At 38.6% G+C, this 15,861-nt stretch carries 20 protein-coding genes; 14 read left to right on the top strand and 6 right to left on the bottom strand.

Annotated elements, in window-relative coordinates; all coding sequences use genetic code 11:
• Positions 1-49: 49 nt before the first annotated feature.
• From EAL49_RS02430 to EAL49_RS02410, 5 genes are read right to left on the bottom strand one after another with little or no spacing between them, the layout of a single operon-like run.
• Positions 50-487 (bottom strand): hypothetical protein, encoded by a 438-nt coding sequence (locus EAL49_RS02430; protein ID WP_025455389.1) that lies wholly within the window; start codon positions 485-487, stop codon positions 50-52.
• Between the two features lie 5 nt (positions 488-492).
• Entirely contained in the window at positions 493-1,266 is a 774-nt protein-coding gene (gene motB / locus EAL49_RS02425) for a flagellar motor protein MotB (protein WP_120828679.1), read from the bottom strand.
• A gap of 3 nt (positions 1,267-1,269) precedes the next feature.
• Complete coding sequence (gene motA, locus EAL49_RS02420; RefSeq protein WP_000366185.1) at positions 1,270-2,043, bottom strand: flagellar motor stator protein MotA; 774 nt, start codon at positions 2,041-2,043, stop codon at positions 1,270-1,272.
• Between the two features lie 15 nt (positions 2,044-2,058).
• Positions 2,059-2,826: a HesA/MoeB/ThiF family protein gene (locus EAL49_RS02415; protein ID WP_120828677.1), complete on the bottom strand. Its 768-nt coding sequence runs from the start codon at positions 2,824-2,826 to the stop codon at positions 2,059-2,061.
• Positions 2,827-3,444 (bottom strand): MBL fold metallo-hydrolase, encoded by a 618-nt coding sequence (locus tag EAL49_RS02410; RefSeq protein WP_120828675.1) that lies wholly within the window; start codon positions 3,442-3,444, stop codon positions 2,827-2,829.
• 102 nt (positions 3,445-3,546) lie between these two features.
• Between EAL49_RS02410 and EAL49_RS02405 the strand changes: the two genes are divergently transcribed.
• From EAL49_RS02405 to EAL49_RS02380, 6 genes are all read left to right on the top strand, one after another.
• Positions 3,547-4,575 (top strand): class I SAM-dependent methyltransferase, encoded by a 1,029-nt coding sequence (locus EAL49_RS02405; protein ID WP_162973090.1) that lies wholly within the window; start codon positions 3,547-3,549, stop codon positions 4,573-4,575.
• Between the two features lie 463 nt (positions 4,576-5,038).
• Complete coding sequence (locus EAL49_RS02400; protein WP_120828673.1) at positions 5,039-5,365, top strand: dihydroneopterin aldolase; 327 nt, start codon at positions 5,039-5,041, stop codon at positions 5,363-5,365.
• Positions 5,344-5,946 carry a 16S rRNA (guanine(966)-N(2))-methyltransferase RsmD gene (gene rsmD / locus EAL49_RS02395; protein WP_120828671.1) on the top strand — a complete coding sequence of 201 codons (603 nt, stop codon included), beginning with the start codon at positions 5,344-5,346 and terminating at the stop codon, positions 5,944-5,946. Before EAL49_RS02400 ends, rsmD begins: the two co-directional genes overlap by 22 nt.
• An 8-nt stretch (positions 5,947-5,954) precedes the next feature.
• Positions 5,955-6,506, top strand: coding sequence for a flagellar basal body-associated protein FliL (gene fliL, locus EAL49_RS02390; RefSeq protein WP_000797032.1), 552 nt, complete (start codon positions 5,955-5,957; stop codon positions 6,504-6,506).
• 6 nt (positions 6,507-6,512) lie between these two features.
• Positions 6,513-6,872 carry a holo-ACP synthase gene (gene acpS / locus EAL49_RS02385; RefSeq protein ID WP_020972442.1) on the top strand — a complete coding sequence of 120 codons (360 nt, stop codon included), beginning with the start codon at positions 6,513-6,515 and terminating at the stop codon, positions 6,870-6,872.
• A gap of 195 nt (positions 6,873-7,067) precedes the next feature.
• On the top strand, positions 7,068-9,440 hold the full coding sequence (locus EAL49_RS02380) for a TonB-dependent receptor family protein (protein WP_120828669.1): 2,373 nt from the start codon (positions 7,068-7,070) through the stop codon (positions 9,438-9,440).
• Positions 9,441-9,450: 10 nt separating this feature from the next.
• Here EAL49_RS02380 and EAL49_RS02375 read toward each other — a convergent pair whose 3' ends face one another.
• Entirely contained in the window at positions 9,451-10,071 is a 621-nt protein-coding gene (locus EAL49_RS02375; RefSeq protein ID WP_120828667.1) for a M48 family metallopeptidase, read from the bottom strand.
• A gap of 81 nt (positions 10,072-10,152) precedes the next feature.
• Between EAL49_RS02375 and EAL49_RS02370 the strand changes: the two genes are divergently transcribed.
• From EAL49_RS02370 to moaC, 8 genes are all read left to right on the top strand, one after another.
• On the top strand, positions 10,153-10,992 hold the full coding sequence (locus tag EAL49_RS02370; RefSeq protein WP_120828665.1) for a glycosyltransferase family 25 protein: 840 nt from the start codon (positions 10,153-10,155) through the stop codon (positions 10,990-10,992).
• 79 nt (positions 10,993-11,071) lie between these two features.
• On the top strand, positions 11,072-12,106 hold the full coding sequence (locus EAL49_RS02365; RefSeq protein ID WP_120828663.1) for a bifunctional 3,4-dihydroxy-2-butanone 4-phosphate synthase/GTP cyclohydrolase II: 1,035 nt from the start codon (positions 11,072-11,074) through the stop codon (positions 12,104-12,106).
• 178 nt (positions 12,107-12,284) lie between these two features.
• Positions 12,285-13,031, top strand: a complete 747-nt coding sequence (locus tag EAL49_RS02360; protein WP_240461638.1) for a DUF3943 domain-containing protein — start codon at positions 12,285-12,287, stop codon at positions 13,029-13,031.
• A 426-nt stretch (positions 13,032-13,457) separates the two neighbouring features.
• Positions 13,458-14,036, top strand: a complete 579-nt coding sequence (gene ribA / locus EAL49_RS02355; RefSeq protein WP_021435953.1) for a GTP cyclohydrolase II — start codon at positions 13,458-13,460, stop codon at positions 14,034-14,036.
• A 48-nt stretch (positions 14,037-14,084) separates the two neighbouring features.
• Entirely contained in the window at positions 14,085-14,306 is a 222-nt protein-coding gene (locus tag EAL49_RS02350; protein ID WP_033602203.1) for a MoaD/ThiS family protein, read from the top strand.
• Positions 14,307-14,744, top strand: coding sequence for a molybdopterin synthase catalytic subunit (locus EAL49_RS02345; protein WP_120828659.1), 438 nt, complete (start codon positions 14,307-14,309; stop codon positions 14,742-14,744).
• Between the two features lie 11 nt (positions 14,745-14,755).
• Entirely contained in the window at positions 14,756-15,286 is a 531-nt protein-coding gene (gene mog / locus EAL49_RS02340) for a molybdopterin adenylyltransferase (RefSeq protein ID WP_120828657.1), read from the top strand.
• Between the two features lie 10 nt (positions 15,287-15,296).
• Positions 15,297-15,773 (top strand): cyclic pyranopterin monophosphate synthase MoaC, encoded by a 477-nt coding sequence (gene moaC, locus EAL49_RS02335; RefSeq protein WP_033786749.1) that lies wholly within the window; start codon positions 15,297-15,299, stop codon positions 15,771-15,773.
• Positions 15,774-15,861: the final 88 nt, after the last annotated feature.

The following is a 15,861-nucleotide window of genomic DNA, read 5'->3' as shown; positions in this document are numbered from 1 at the left end:
ATAAAGGGGTTTTAAAACGCTAAAGGCATTCTTTAATGTTGGTTGCAGGTTAAAACTGAAAGGTGCGTTTGCCTAAATTCGTGCTCACTTCTATCCATAGCGGCTGGTTTTCGCATAAAATCTCATAGGCTACGCTTTGGTTTCTCACTAAAGAAACGCTTTTAGGCGTGGGGTAGAGGGAGCAAGAACGCCCTTGATTGATGTCAATTTTTAAGATAACCACGCTCTCCACTACAGCGCTCACCTTTAAATAATACGACTCCCTAGCCCCTTGCCATTCTAAATAGGGCGTTTCTTGGGGGACAATCTCTAAAGCCACTAAAGGGCTTTGAGCCAGTTTTAAGCGCGTTTTTTGCTCCTGCTCTTTTAATTCTTGTTCTCTGTTGATCCCTTTATCAATCAAATCAAAAAGGTTTGAAGAAGCGTCCTTTTCTCTGCCAACAAGGATCGCTAACAACAAAAAGATGGATAAAAAAATTGATTTCATGCGATTCATTCTTGCTGTTTGTGGGGATTGAATTCTTCATCTAAAATAGAATGGATCTTGCTCAAATCGTTCGCATCGGTTGAAAAAAAGATTTCCACACGATTGTTTTTCATTCTGTTTTCTAAAGAATCATTAGGCGCGATAGGGTTTGTAGAGCCGTAAGAAGAAAAAGACAATTGGTTAGGATTGACGCCGTATTGCATAAGGACTTTCATCACCCTATAAGCGCGATTGGCGGCTAATTCATAATGGCTTTTAAAACGGGTTTTATTTAAAGGCGTGTTGTCTGTAAAGCCTCTCACATTGATATGCACCCTTTTGGGGAGTTTTTGAATGATTTTAGCGATCCGCTCAATATAAAGCATCATGTCTTGATTGATGGCGTCTGAAGTGGCGTTTTCAAACAGCAAATTAGAGGGGAGCTTTAAGATAGAGCCTTGATCAATTTGCTCTAAAACACTGCCTTCTCCTTTGCGAGCGATAGTGGCTTTTGTTTCGGTATTTTGCGAAGCCGGCTTGGAGCTTTCGCTCGCCATTTGTTCTTCTTCTTTCCCTGAATCAGGGGGGATCACTACAACCGGCTGCATCGCTTCTGGCTTGGGAGCGTAATTAAAAATCTTAATGAATTCGGTTTTTAAGGCTTCCACTTTGGATTTATTGACCGCTGAAATGGCATAAAGAGCGATAAAAAGCGCGAGCAACAACGACAAAAAGTCCGCATAAGGAACCGCCCATTTTTCGCCGGCGGGGCATTCGGTGGGTTTGTTTTTCTTAGCCATAGTTTAGCCCTCAAATTGGGATTTTTTAGGCTCACCGGGAGCGATGTAGTTTAAGAGTTTGTTTTCTAAATCCCTTGGGTTTTCCCCATTAGCGATGCCTAAAATCCCCTCTAAAAGAACGGTTTTTTCTTTAATAATGTCTTTAGACTTAGCCTTGAGCTTATGCCCAAAAGGGCCAAAAATCGCATAAGAACACATAATCCCTGTAACAGTAGCCGTAAATGCCCCAGCGATCCCTGCTGCCATTTCAGCCGGGTTGTCCAGTTTTTGCAGGGCTAGCATAAGCCCCATAACCGCCCCCACTAACCCCATAGTAGGAGCGGTCTCGCCGGCTGTTTCCCAATAATGAGCGGCACCGTGGTAATACTCTTCCATTTCTTCAATGCTGATTTCTAAGCTTTCCTTAACGGATTTTAAATCCTTGCCATCTATGATCATAGACAAACCATTACGGGTGAAATCGTCTTCAATTTGCGCCACCCGCCCCTCCAAACTCAACACCCCATCTTTTCTGGCTAGAGTGGCTAATTCCACTAAATTTTTAATGGTTTCGTTCAAATTGATTTTAGGGTTTAAAAAAACAATTTTTATCTCTTTGTAAGCGGCTTTCACATAGCGTGCATGCGTGCCTGTCATGGCGGCAAAAAGCGAAGTGGGCACGATGATGATGACTGAACTCAAATGGATAATGTGCAACGGATTGCCATCTTCTAAAATATCGCCTAGCGAAATAGAAGCGACCGCCAATACCAAGCCTAGTATGGTTGATAAATCCAAAACTTACCCCTTAATCTAAATTTCATAATCTTGTAAATGCGTTATTTTATGCGTGCCACAAACCCTACATTCAGGATTTTTGGGTGCTTGAATTTTTTTAAAATCCATCGTTTTAATATCGGCTATAAGTAAAGTATTTATAAGTAAAGTTTCAAACCCTAAAAAATATTTAAGGCATTCGCTCGCTTGGATACACCCTAAAACTCCGGGTAAGACCCCAAAAAGCCCTGAAATAGGATTTAATCCCTTTTTAGGGGGCTTATCAAAAACACACGCCAAGCATGCGCTATGGGGTAAAACGCTCATGCTTTGCCCCCTGTATTTTAAAACCCCGGCATGCGAATAGGGTTTTTGGGCTAACACGCAAGCGTCATTGATCAAAAATTTAGCGTTAAAATTGTCTGTAGCGTCTATGATAAAATCATAAGGCTCTATGAGAGAAAGAGCGTTATGAGCCTTAAAGCGTTCTTCAAAAGTTTCTATTTCAATACCAGCATTGAGTTGTTTTAAGCGCGCTTTCGCGCTAGAGGCTTTAGATTGGTTTAAAAAATCCTGTGAATGGATAATCTGGCGTTGCAAATTACTCATATCTAGCACATCAAAATCTACAATACCGATTTTTCCTATCCCAGCGGTGCACAAATACATCAAAACCGCTGATCCAAGACCCCCAGCCCCAATAACTAAAACGCTAGATTTTAAAAGCTTCAATTGGCCTTCTTCGCCCACATCTTCTAGCATGATATGGCGCAAATAACGCTCTTTTTCTGGCCGGCTTAACAATTAAGCCATCCTTGAAACCCAAATTTTAGAATGCTCTCTTTCAGCAAAAAAACTCGTCTTATCCCCATGCCCTGGATAAATCTCTATGTCTTTAGGGAAATCTAATTTTTGAAACCTTAACAGGGACTCTTTCATGTCTTTTTCATTAGAATAAGGGAAATCATAACGGCCAATGCTGCGATAAAAAATAAAATCCCCGCTAAAAATCACCCCTTCTATTTCTATGATAGAACAACCGGGCGTGTGCCCGGGAAAATGCCAATATTTAATGGTAGTGTTTGCTATCTCTAAAGTGGTGCAACCCTTGTTGCAAGGCACGCTGAAATTGGGGCTAAAAACCGGCATGCCTAAATGGAAAATATCATTTTCTAACATAAAAACATCGTCTTTGGGGGCGTAAATGGGGGTGTCTTTAAGGGTTTTTGACAATTGAACGCTATCCCATACATGATCATAATGCCCATGCGTGATTAAAATCGCCTTAGGGTTTTTAGCGTTTTCTAACACCCACTCGCTGCTAGAAAATCCGGGATCGATAATAAAATCTATCCCACTAGAAAGCTTCACAATATAAGCGTTTTCTTCCACCGCCCCGCACTCTCGCCTTAAAATTTCCAAACCACTAACTCCCTACTAAACTAGCTTAAAAAATCATCAAATATCATAGCGCAAAAATAAGGCGATTTTGACTAGAATAGCGCTCTCTTATTGTTGATTGAGATGAGTTTGAATGAAAGGAAAATCGTGCGTTCGTTTGGAAATTACATGCAAGAGTGGCTTTATGGAAAAAAAGGGTATTACAGAAAGGCTACAATCGGTCAAAAAGGGGATTTTTACACTTCGGTGTCTTTGAGCAAGTTTTTTGGGGGCGCTATGGCGTTTTATATCATCAAACTTTTAGAAGAAGAAAAATTATTTTTGCCTTTAAAAATTGTAGAAATTGGCTCTCATCATGGGCATTTTTTGAGCGATATAGCCAATTTTTTAAAAACTTTGAGCGAGGGCGTGATAGAAAAATGCGAGTTTGTCAGCTGTGAGCCTTTAATAGAATTGCAAAATATCCAACAAACCACTTTTAAACAAGCCACACAATTAAATTTAACCAGCTGCGATTTAAAAGGGCTTGATTTGAAAAAAAAGGAAAGCGCGTTTGTTGTCTCTAATGAATTGTTTGATGCGTTCGCTTGCGAGATCATTAAAGACAATCAAATGCTTTTCATCACCCATGATCACCAAAGCGTTTGGGATAATATCAATGAGCCTACTAAAGAACTTCTTAAAACCTTGAATTTAAAAGAAGGGTGCGCGCCGTTATTTTTGAACGCTTTTATTAAGGATTTGTTAGAAAAATTGAATAAGGCTTCTTCTTGGGTGTTTTTAAGCTTTGATTATGGCGATACAATAGAGCGAAAAGACATGCATTTAAGGGCTTTTAAAAACCATCAAGCGCTGGATTTCAAGGATATTTTAAACCATTTAGCTTCTTTGTATCAGCAAAGCGATTTGACTTATGATGTCAATTTTTCTTTAGTGCGCTTTTTGTTTGAAAAACACCATGCGCAATTTTCATTCTTTAAATCGCAGGCTAACGCTTTGCTTGATATGGGGCTTATGGAATTGTTGGAGGTATTTTCAAAAAGCGTGAATTATGAAAGGTATTTAAAAGAAGCCGCTAAAATCAAACCCCTAATTAGCCCCGGAGGTTTAGGGGAGCGTTTCAAGGCGGTGGAATTTGTGAAAAAAAGGTGAAATATAAAAAATGATTAAAAGCATTTTTAGGGTTAGATAATTAAAGAGTTTGCGTGTTTTTAAAGGGGGAATTTATATTTTGGAATTTTTAGAATATTAAACACTAAGTATTTACTATTAAACATTACGATTTCAAAATTAATTTGTTTGAAAAATGAGAGCGGCTGACCCGCTTTCTCAATTAAGGTAAGAGCATCAGGACATTTTAATGAAAAAGTTTATTAAAATGCTAATTTATAGTAAAGAAGGAAGGAATATAATACGCCTTTTGCTCTTACCTTACGCCCATTATACCAAAAAAAAAAAAAAGATGTTACTTGAACCCTACTTTTAACATTCTATTTTTATTTTTTACAAAATGAAACAATTTTTAGCTTTATTTAGTTAAGGTTGGTGTTTAAAAGAAAAAATTGCTATAATTTGAAACAATTTAAATCTATTGAAAGTAAAAAAGGGGTTTTTTTTGAAAATTTTTCTTTCTTGCAAGTCTTTGTTGCACCAAAAAAGTTTGGAATTTTATTTGAGCGATTGCCTTTCTCCTGTGGAAGTTTGCGACTTTGTCTTAAGCGATGATGAAACGCTAGAGATTGATAAGCCCCTATGCTCTATAGAAGAGCGCTTAAGAAAGCCTTTTACCAAACAGAGCGTGAAAGAAGATGTAAAAAATTTTTATTGCGCCTTAAAAGAGAGCGAAAAACCTTGCGGAGAAATCAAACATTCTAAAGAGCAAGAGATTAAGCAATTGCTAGAAGAATACACCCAAAAATTATGTCAAATCATCAGCCAGTAAAAAAATTTAAGATCATTGGGGGGGCTTGTAAGGGATTAGGCTTGAATTTGCCTAACATTTCTAGCACGCGCCCCACCAAAGCGATCGTAAGAGAGTCGTTTTTTAACACCTTGCAAGCAGAAATTAATGGAGCGCATTTTATAGAAGTGTTTTCAGGCAGCGCTTCTATGGGTTTAGAGGCTTTGAGTAGGGGGGCTAAAAGCGCGGTGTTTTTTGAGCAAAATAAAAGCGCTTATAAAACGCTTTTAGAAAATATTTCCCTTTTTAAAAACCGCCTGAAAAAGGAAATTGAAATTCAAACCTTTTTAGATGACGCTTTCAAGCTTTTGCCCACGCTGTGTTTAAAAAATGGCGTTTTGAATATCCTTTATTTTGATCCTCCTTTTGAAACAAGCGGGTTTTTAGGGATTTATGAAAAGTGTTTTCAAGCTTTAGAAAGGTTATTGAAACGCTCTAATCCCAAAAATCTTTTAGTGGTTTTTGAGCATGAAAGCCTGCATGAGATGCCTAAAAGTCTTGCAACTTTAGCTATAATCAAACAGAAAAAATTCGGGAAAACCACTTTAACTTATTTTCAATAGGAATAGGCATGGCAGAAGAACAAGAAAATACCGCGCAACAACCCCAAAAAAAAAGCAAAGCCCTTTTATTTGTCATTATTGGAAGCGTGTTAGTGATGCTTTTACTAGTAGGGGTGATTATCATGCTGCTTATGGGGAATAAGGAAGAATCTAAAGAAAACGCTTCTAAAAACACCCAAGAAGTTCAAGCTAATCCTATGGCGAACAAAAATCAAGAAGCCAAAGAAGGCTCTAATATCCAGCAATATTTAGTGCTTGGGCCTTTGTATGCGATTGATGCGCCTTTTGCGGTGAATTTAGTCTCTCAAAATGGCCGACGCTACCTTAAAGCTTCTATTTCGTTGGAATTGAGTAATGAAAAACTTTTAAATGAAGTGAAAGTTAAAGACACAGCGATTAAGGACACGATTATAGAAATCCTATCGTCTAAAAGCGTGGAAGAGGTGGTTACTAATAAGGGTAAAAACAAGCTTAAAGATGAAATTAAAAGCCATTTGAATTCGTTTTTGATTGATGGCTTTATTAAAAATGTCTTTTTCACTGATTTTATCATCCAATAATTTTAAATGATTGGCATAGATATTGTCTCTATTGCTAGGATAGAAAAGTGCGTGAAACGCTTCAAAATGAAGTTTTTAGAGCGTTTTTTATCGCCAAGCGAGATTCTTTTATGCAAGGATAAATCAAGCACCATCGCTGGGTTTTTCGCGCTCAAAGAGGCTTGCTCTAAAGCCCTTCAAGTAGGCATTGGTAAGGAATTAAGCTTTTTGGATATGCACATTTCTAAAAGCCCTAAAAACGCCCCCTTAATCACCCTTTCCAAAGAAAAAATGAACTATTTTAACATCCAAAGCTTGAGCGCGAGCATCAGCCATGACGCTGGTTTTGCAATAGCGGTTGTAATGGTTTCTTCGTTAAATTTATAAATAACGCATTCTAAAACCCCATAACATTCTGTTTTTAAAAAGCGTTTAAGCTGTTTAAAAAAACACAAAAACCTTTTTCAAATTGTTTTAATAACAAATTGTAAATAAATAAAATCAAACTTCAATTCTTAAGCTAATTATAATAATTATTCTTATAGTATGTCGGCTTTTAATTAAATGAGAAAGGTTATCATAATGAATGATTATTTGAGAGTAAAATCCCCTTATTTTTTAGCGTTGGGTGTTTTGACTTTTTCTTTTAGCTCTTTGGTGGGCGCGAAAGATAAGCACCATTTTTTAAAAAAAGTTACAACCACTGAGCAAAAATTCAGTTCAAGCGCCCCGCTTTCTTGGCAAAGTGAAGAAGTGCGCAATTCCACAAGTTCTCGCACGGTGATTTCCAACAAAGAACTCAAAAAAACGGGTAATTTGAACATTGAAAACGCCTTGCAAAATGTGCCAGGGATTCAAATCAGAGACGCTACAGGCACAGGAGTGCTGCCTAAAATTTCGGTGCGCGGTTTTGGTGGGGGCGGTAACGGGCATAGCAATACGGGCATGATTTTAGTCAATGGTATCCCTATTTATGGCGCGCCGTATTCTAATATTGAATTGGCTATTTTCCCTGTAACCTTCCAGTCAGTGGATAGGATTGATGTGATTAAGGGAGGCACGAGCGTCCAATACGGGCCTAACACTTTTGGGGGCGTGGTGAATGTCATCACGAAAGAAATCCCTAAAGAGTGGGAAAATCAAGCGGCTGAAAGGATCACTTTTTGGGGGCGTTCGTCCAACGGGAATTTTGTAGATCCCGAAGAAAAAGGTAAGCCTTTAGCCCAAACTTTAGGCAACCAAATGCTGTTTAACACTTATGGGCGAACGGCTGGAATGTTGGGTAAGTATATAGGCATTAGCATTCAAGGCAATTGGATTAATGGGCAGGGTTTTAGGCAAGATAGCCCTACAAAGGTGCAAAACTACTTACTTGATGCGATTTATAAGATTAATGCGACCAATACTTTTAAGGCCTATTATCAATATTATCAATACAACTCTTACCATCCAGGCACTTTAAGCGCACAAGATTACGCTTATAACCGCTTCATTAACGAGCGCCCTGACAATCAAGATGGAGGGCGAGCCAAACGCTTTGGGATTGTGTATCAAAATTATTTTGGTGATCCGGATAGGAAAGTGGGAGGGGATTTTAAATTCACTTATTTCACGCATGACATGAGCAGGGATTTTGGGTTTTCCAACCAATACCAAAGCGTGTATATGAGCAGTCAAAACCAGATTCTCCCTTTTAAAGGGAAAGGAAAGATTAGCGCGACTAACCCTAATTGCGGGTTGTATTCTTATAGCGATACGAATAGCCCTTGTTGGCAATTTTTTGACAATATCCGCCGCTTCGTGGTGAATGCCTTTGAGCCTAAACTCAATCTCGTGGTCAATACCGGCAAAGTCAAACAAACATTTAATATGGGGATGAGGTTTTTAACTGAAGATTTATACCGCCGATCCACCACCAGGACAAACCCTAGCATGCCTAATGGGAGCGGGTTTGATCCAGGGACTTCACTCAATAATTTCAACAATTATACCGCCGTGTATGCAAGCGATGAAGTCAATTTCAATAACGGCATGCTGACAATCACGCCAGGGTTGAGATACACTTTTTTAAATTACGAGAAAAAAGACGCTCCCCCCTTTAAGGCAGGGCAAACCCCAAAAACGATTAAAGATCGTTATAACCAGTGGAATCCGGCGGTGAATGTGGGCTATAAACCCATTAAAGATTGGTTGTTTTATTTCAACTATCAAAGAAGTTACATTCCGCCCCAATTCAGCAATATCGGTAATTTTGTAGGCACAAGCACGGATTATTTTCAAATCTTTAATGTCATGGAGGGCGGATCAAGATATTATTTCAACAATCAAGTGAGTTTTAACGCGAATTATTTTGTGATTTTTGCGAACCACTATTTTACCGGGCGCTATGGGGATAACAGAGAACCGGTGAATGCGAGATCGCAAGGCGTGGAGTTGGAGCTGTATTACACGCCAATTAGAGGGCTTAATTTCCATGTGGCTTACACTTTCATAGACGCTAATATCACAAGCCACACGATGGTCACTAACCCTGCTAATCCTAAAGGGCCTAAAAAAGATATTTTTGGCAAAAAACTCCCTTTTGTAAGCCCGTACCAATTCATTTTAGACGCGAGCTACACTTACGCTAAAACCACGATTGGGTTGAGCTCTTTCTTTTATAGCCGCGCTTATAGCGATGTGTTAAACACCGTGCCTTTTACAGAATACGCGCCCACGATCAAAAATGGGGCTATTATCACTAAAACAGCAGGCATGACGCCGTGGTATTGGGTGTGGAATTTGCAAATTTCTAGCGTTTTATGGGAACGCAAAAATCAAAGCGTTAGTGCGAGCTTGCAAATCAATAACATTTTTAACATGAAATATTGGTTTAGTGGGATAGGCACTAGCCCTAACGGGAAAGAAGCTGCGCCTCCTAGAAGCATCACAGCGTATGTGAGCTATCATTTTTAAGGCTTAATGTTTATGGCTGTAATGGCTTGAGCAGTTGGGTATAAAAAACAACCCTTTGTTTTAAATGCTCTCTTAGAGCGCGGTAATTAGGGCAAAAGGTTTTTACGCAGCGCCAGAAATTTTGAGAATGGTTTTTGTGGATCGTGTGGGCGAGCTCATGGATGATGACATAATCAATCGCTTCTTTTTGGGCGCAAACCAATAAAAGAGCGAAACTCAAGCGGTTATGATAAGAGCAGCTCCCTAAAACTTTGGCGTTGTTTCTAACACTAAAACCGGTATAGGAAGTTTGCATTTTTTGAGCGATTAAGGGGAGTTTTTGCTCCAAATAAGTTTTTAAGATTTTTTTAAGCTCTGTTAGGGTGTAATCGTTGGCGTTTTTCACCTCATCAAACACAAGGATTTTATTTTGATAGGTTTCTAGGCGCGAGTGTAAAAGGGAGTATTTTTCTTGCATCGCTAAAAGGGTTTTTTTTAACCAAGCTTCTTGTTCTTTTAAAAAAGCACTCGCCCTAGCTTGAGAGCAAGAATCAGGCATTTTGAGAATCACTTCCAAAGAGGGCGTGATATTCAAGCTTAGGGTTTTGATTTTTTTGCTTTTTTGAATGGTAATAGGAATATCATCTAACATGATGCGTATTTTACTAAAATTTGCGCTAGAATGTAAATCTGTTTAACATTGATTTTATTTGTATTAAGAATTAAGGCTAACATGCGTGTTTTTATTATTCATTTAAGCCCAAAAACCTGTCACAATTTTTCTTTAAAAGAAACTCATATAACCCCCCTTTTAGAGAGCCTTAAACTTCAAGGGATCTCTTATGAAATTTTTGATGCGATCTATTCTAAAAGTTCTCCCACTCAATTACACCCCTTGATTTTAGAGCATTTGCACCCTTCTTTTGCGGTTGGAGATTTGTTGGCTTTTTGCGAAGATAAAAAATATCCCCTTTGCGCGTTTAAAAATTTCTTTTACGCGCTCAAGCATTGCGGGAAGAGGATGGGGTTTGGGGAGCTTGGGTGCTATGCGAGCCATTATTCCTTGTGGCAAAAATGCATAGAACTTAATGAAGCGATCTGTATTTTAGAAGACGATATAACCCTAAAAGAGCGTTTTAAAGAAAGCCTAGAGTTTTGTGACCAACACATCAACAAATTAGGCTATATCCGCTTGATGCATTTAGAAGAAAATGTGGCTAAAAAAAAGACCTCCATTAAAGGGGTTTCTCAAATCTTAAATTTTAAAGATGGCATTGGCACTCAAGGGTATGTTTTAGCCCCCAAAGCCGCGCAAAAATTATTGAAATACAGCGCGAAAGAATGGGTGATGCCTATAGATTGCGTGATGGACAGGCATTATTGGCATGGGGTCAAAAACTATGTGTTAGAAGAATTTGCGATCGCTTGCGACGGGATGAACGCTCAAAACTCCAACACAGAAAAACAAAGGCCTAAAAAATTACCTTTAAGCATCAGGATAGGTCGATCTTTGCATAAAGGCGCGATCAAACAATGGAATATTTTGAAATTGCTTTTCCCTAACCAACAATAAAGTAATAATCGTTATTAAACATGCTATATTTCTTATTTTTATGACACTCAATACTACTGAATGAAACTAGGGAGTTAGAATGGTTTTAAAACGAGTTACTGAAGCTTTAGAAGCGTATAAAAATGGCGAAATGCTGATTGTCATGGACGATGAAGACAGAGAAAATGAGGGGGATTTGGTTTTAGCCGGGATTTTTTCCACCCCTGAAAAAATCAATTTCATGGCCACGCATGCCAGGGGGTTGATTTGCGTGTCTTTAACCAAAGATCTAGCGAAAAAATTTGAATTACCCCCTATGGTTAGCGTGAATGATTCTAACCATGAAACCGCTTTCACGGTATCCATTGACGCTAAAGAAGCCAAAACCGGGATTTCTGCTTTTGAAAGGCATTTAACGATTGACTTATTGTGTAAAGACACCACAAAACCGAGCGATTTTGTGCGCCCGGGGCATATTTTCCCTTTGATCGCTAAAGATGGAGGCGTGTTAGCGCGCACGGGCCATACTGAAGCGAGCGTGGATTTGTGCAAATTGGCTGGATTAAAACCGGTGAGCGTGATTTGTGAAATCATGAAAGAAGATGGTTCTATGGCGAGAAGGGGGGACAAATTTTTGAGCGATTTTGCCCTTAAACACAACCTTAAAACCCTTTATGTCTCTGACTTGATCAGTTATCGTTTAGAAAATGAAAATTTGCTTAAAATGTTTTGTCAAGAAGAAAAAGAATTTTTAAAAAATCAAACGCAATGCTACACTTTTTTAGATCACCAGCAAAAAAACCATTACGCTTTTAAGTTTAAAGGCGCAAAAGCCAACGATTTAGCCCCTTTAGTGCGTTTCCACCCTATTAAAGAGGATTTTGATTTTTTAACGACTGATGCGTTTGAAGTGTTTTTTAAAGCGTTAGAATATTTGAAGCGCGAGGGGGGTTACTTGGTTTTTATGAACACCCATTCTAAAGAAAATAATATCGTTAAAGATTTTGGGATTGGGGCGTTAGTGTTAAAAAATTTGGGGATAAAGGATTTTAGGCTCTTAAGCTCTTCTGAAGACAGGCAGTATCAGGCTTTGAGCGGGTTTGGGCTTAAACTTGTAGAAACGATTAGCCTTTAAAGCTTGTTTCATTTGATTGAATGCGTTGCAATATTTTAAGATATAATAAACTCTTTTTAAGTCAAGCAATAAAGTTTGCAACCTGATGAGAGTAATAATAGAGTTTATGCTGATTTCATTAAAAACATTCCTAAAAATATTATTAAAAATATTTCTAAAAACATTCCAAAAAATTTGGGTGGTTTGCGTTGTTATTTGGGGGTTAGGCTGTAGTTTTTTAAACGCTAATAGCATTCAATTAGAAGAAACGCTCAGACGCCCCTCTAAAAATCTTATTTGGCAACACTTTAAAAAGAAGTTTAAAAAAAGCAATACTATCCCTTATGCCCCTAATAGCCGTTGGAAATATTTAGGCACGAGCATTGGGATTTTGGGCGTGTCGTTGGTGATAGGGATTATAGGGTTGTATCTCATGCCAGAGAGCGTAACGAATTGGGATAGAGAAAAGTTTGGCATCAAAAGTTGGTTTGAGAATGTCCGCATGGGGCCAAAACTGGACAACGATAGTTTTATTTTCAATGAAATTTTGCACCCTTATTTTGGGGCTATGTATTACATGCAACCGCGCATGGCTGGGTTTAGCTGGATAACTTCGGCGTTTTTTTCTTTTATCACTTCTACGGTTTTTTGGGAATATGGCTTGGAAGCGTTTGTGGAAGTGCCTAGCTGGCAGGATTTGGTGATCACGCCTTTATTAGGATCGATACTAGGGGAAGGGTTTTACCAGCTCACGCGCTATATCCAACGCAATGGGGGTAGGCTTTTTGGCTCTTTATTTTTGGGTCGTTTGGTTATTGCGCTGATGGATCCTATCGGTTTTGTGATTAGGGATTTAGGGCTTGGGGAAGCTTTAGGGATCCGCAATAAACATGAAATCCATTCTAGTCTAAGCCCTAATGGTTTGAATTTGACTTACAAATTTTAAAAAAAGAAACTTTATGTCAAGCGATTTCAAAACATTTTCATTAGGGTTAATAATTCTAAACGCGCTAAGCTTGATTGATAACGAAAAAAACCCTATCAACTCTTATTCGTTATCATCTATCATTGATGATCGCTTTTAATCAATATGGGACAGCCAAGAAGTTTGCTAAATTAAAAGCCAATAGAGTAGGGGGAAACAGAACCGCTATTGGTGGTATGGGTTGAAATCCAAAACTAAATACGGATACGACCCAAATAATTCCTTTACTATGGACAGCGTTTTAGGCAACACTTGCAAACCCCTTAAAGCCACTCCATTGAATGAACCCTTGGGATTTTAAAAGATTTTATTAAAAAAACTACAAAGAGTTTTGATAGAATACCTTTTTTTAAAAGATGCGTTTTTAAACTAATTTTAGGAGTATTCTTGAAACGATTAGAAGTTTCTAACCAAGCCAAATTACCCACTCAATTTGGGGAGTTTTATATCCAGTGTTTTAGAGAAAAAAACTCTAATGGCTCTAAAGATCATTTAGTGATTTTCACCCTTGATTTTCCAGAAAATCCTTTAGTGCGCTTGCATTCAGAATGCTTAACGGGTGATGCTCTAGGCTCTCAAAAATGCGATTGCGGGGGGGCGTTGCAAATGGCGTTAGAAAGGATTTCTAAAGAAGGGGGGCTAGTGATTTATTTGCGCCAAGAAGGGCGTGGGATAGGGCTGTTTAACAAAGTCAATGCTTACGCTTTACAAGATAAGGGCTATGATACCATTCAAGCCAATGAAATGATAGGGTTTAAAGACGATGAAAGGGATTATAGTATTGCAGGCGAGATTTTAGAACACTACCGCATTAAAAAAATACGCTTGCTCACGAATAACCCTAAAAAAATCGCCGCTTTAGAAAAATACGCTGAGGTTACAAGAGAGAGCTTGATCGTGTGCGCTAATGAGCATAATCAAGGGTATTTAGAAGTTAAAAAGCTCAAAATGGGGCATTTATTGTGAAAATTCTCTTAAAAGAAGCTTTAAAAGGCACAATATAGGGGTAAGATAATGGTAGAAGTGCGATTTTTTGGACCCATAAAAGAAGAAAATTTTTTCATCAAAGCGAATGATTTGAAAGAATTAAGGGCGGTTTTACAAGAAAAAGAGGGCCTAAAAGAGTGGTTGGGCGTTTGCGCTGTAGCAATTAATGATCGTTTAATAGACAATTTAGATGCACCTTTAAAAGATGGCGATGTGATCAGTTTGTTGCCACCGGTTTGTGGGGGCTAGGTGCTAAAAATCATTCAAGGGGCGTTGGATACTGACAAGCTTTTAAAAGCCTATCAAGAAGAAGCTTGCGCCAAAAACTTTGGAGCGTTTTGCGTGTTTGTGGGGATTGTGAGAGAAGAAGATCGTATTCAAGGCTTGAGTTTTGATATTCATGAAGCGTTATTAAAGGCTTGGTTTGAAAAATGGCACCATAGAGCCAAAGATTGGGGCGTAACGCTGAAAATGGCGCACAGCTTAGGCGATGTTTTGATAGGGCAAAGCTCATTTTTATGCGTTTTAATGGGAAAAAATAGAAAAAATGCCTTAGAATTATATGAAAAATTTATTGAAGATTTTAAGCGTAACGCCCCTATTTGGAAATACGATTTAGTCAATAATGAACGCATCTACGCCAAAGAAAGAAGCCATCTTTTAAAAGGGAGCGGGATTCTAGCTTAAAAGGAGTTTGAATGCAAACGATTCATATAGGCGTTTTGAGCGCGAGCGACAGAGCGTCAAAAGGGGTTTATGAAGATTTAAGCGGTAAAGCGATACAAGAAGTGTTGCGTGAATATTTGCTCAATCCTTTAGAATTTCATTATGAAATTGTCGCTGACGAAAGAGGATTGATTGAAAAAGCGCTGATTAAAATGTGCGATGAGTATCAATGCGATCTGGTCGTTACTACAGGAGGCACAGGCCCTGCTTTAAGAGATGTAACCCCAGAAGCCACAGAAAAAGTGTGTCAAAAAATGCTTCCTGGGTTTGGAGAGCTTATGCGAATGACTAGCTTAAAATATGTGCCTACAGCGATTCTGTCGCGCCAAAGCGCTGGCATCAGGAACAAGAGTTTGATTCTCAATCTTCCCGGTAAGCCAAAAAGCATTAGAGAATGTTTAGAGGCAGTTTTTCCAGCCATTCCTTATTGCGTGGATTTGATTTTAGGAAATTATATGCAAGTGAATGAAAAAAACATTCAAGCGTTTCGCCCCAAACAATAAGGAAAAAAGAATGCCGCTCACTCATTTGAACGAAGAAAATCAGCCTAAAATGGTGGATATAGGGGATAAAGAAACCACTGAAAGAATCGCTCTAGCAAGCGGTCGTATCAGCATGAATGAAGAGGCTTATAACGCTATTATTAATCATTGCGTTAAAAAGGGTCCGGTATTGCAGACTGCGATTATTGCTGGGATTATGGGGGCTAAAAAGACAAGCGAGCTCATTCCTATGTGCCATTCAATCATGCTCAATGGGGTGGATATTGATATTTTAGAAGAAAAAGAGACTTGCAGTTTTAAACTCTATGCAAGAGTCAAAACTCAAGCTAAAACGGGCGTAGAAATGGAAGCTTTAATGAGCGTGAGCATAGGGCTTTTGACTATTTATGATATGGTGAAAGCCATTGATAAGGGCATGGTGATTAGCGGTGTGATGTTAGAGCATAAGAGTGGAGGTAAAAGTGGGGATTATAACGCTAAAAAATAGAAAAAAATCTAATAATCTAAAGATGTTAGGGTAAAATAACATTTTGACAACAAAAGCGTGTTGGTTGCTTCGTGTTTGTTGTTATAGA

Origin of the sequence: Helicobacter pylori, assembly GCF_003637665.1 — a bacterium.
Classification (GTDB): Bacteria; Campylobacterota; Campylobacteria; order Campylobacterales; family Helicobacteraceae; genus Helicobacter; species Helicobacter pylori_CK.
This window is presented reverse-complemented; position numbering and strand designations above follow the sequence as displayed.

Coding starts and splice junctions, on each gene's coding strand:
- EAL49_RS02430 (WP_025455389.1), bottom strand. CDS start 487: ATGAAATCAATTTTTTTATCCATCTTTTTGTTGTTAGCGATCCTTGTT.
- motB (WP_120828679.1), bottom strand. CDS start 1,266: ATGGCTAAGAAAAACAAACCCACCGAATGCCCCGCCGGCGAAAAATGG.
- EAL49_RS02405 (WP_162973090.1), top strand. CDS start 3,547: ATGAGTTTGAATGAAAGGAAAATCGTGCGTTCGTTTGGAAATTACATG.
- rsmD (WP_120828671.1), top strand. CDS start 5,344: ATGTCAAATCATCAGCCAGTAAAAAAATTTAAGATCATTGGGGGGGCT.
- fliL (WP_000797032.1), top strand. CDS start 5,955: ATGGCAGAAGAACAAGAAAATACCGCGCAACAACCCCAAAAAAAAAGC.
- acpS (WP_020972442.1), top strand. CDS start 6,513: ATGATTGGCATAGATATTGTCTCTATTGCTAGGATAGAAAAGTGCGTG.
- EAL49_RS02380 (WP_120828669.1), top strand. CDS start 7,068: ATGAATGATTATTTGAGAGTAAAATCCCCTTATTTTTTAGCGTTGGGT.
- EAL49_RS02375 (WP_120828667.1), bottom strand. CDS start 10,071: ATGTTAGATGATATTCCTATTACCATTCAAAAAAGCAAAAAAATCAAA.
- EAL49_RS02370 (WP_120828665.1), top strand. CDS start 10,153: ATGCGTGTTTTTATTATTCATTTAAGCCCAAAAACCTGTCACAATTTT.
- EAL49_RS02365 (WP_120828663.1), top strand. CDS start 11,072: ATGGTTTTAAAACGAGTTACTGAAGCTTTAGAAGCGTATAAAAATGGC.
- EAL49_RS02350 (WP_033602203.1), top strand. CDS start 14,085: ATGGTAGAAGTGCGATTTTTTGGACCCATAAAAGAAGAAAATTTTTTC.
- mog (WP_120828657.1), top strand. CDS start 14,756: ATGCAAACGATTCATATAGGCGTTTTGAGCGCGAGCGACAGAGCGTCA.
- moaC (WP_033786749.1), top strand. CDS start 15,297: ATGCCGCTCACTCATTTGAACGAAGAAAATCAGCCTAAAATGGTGGAT.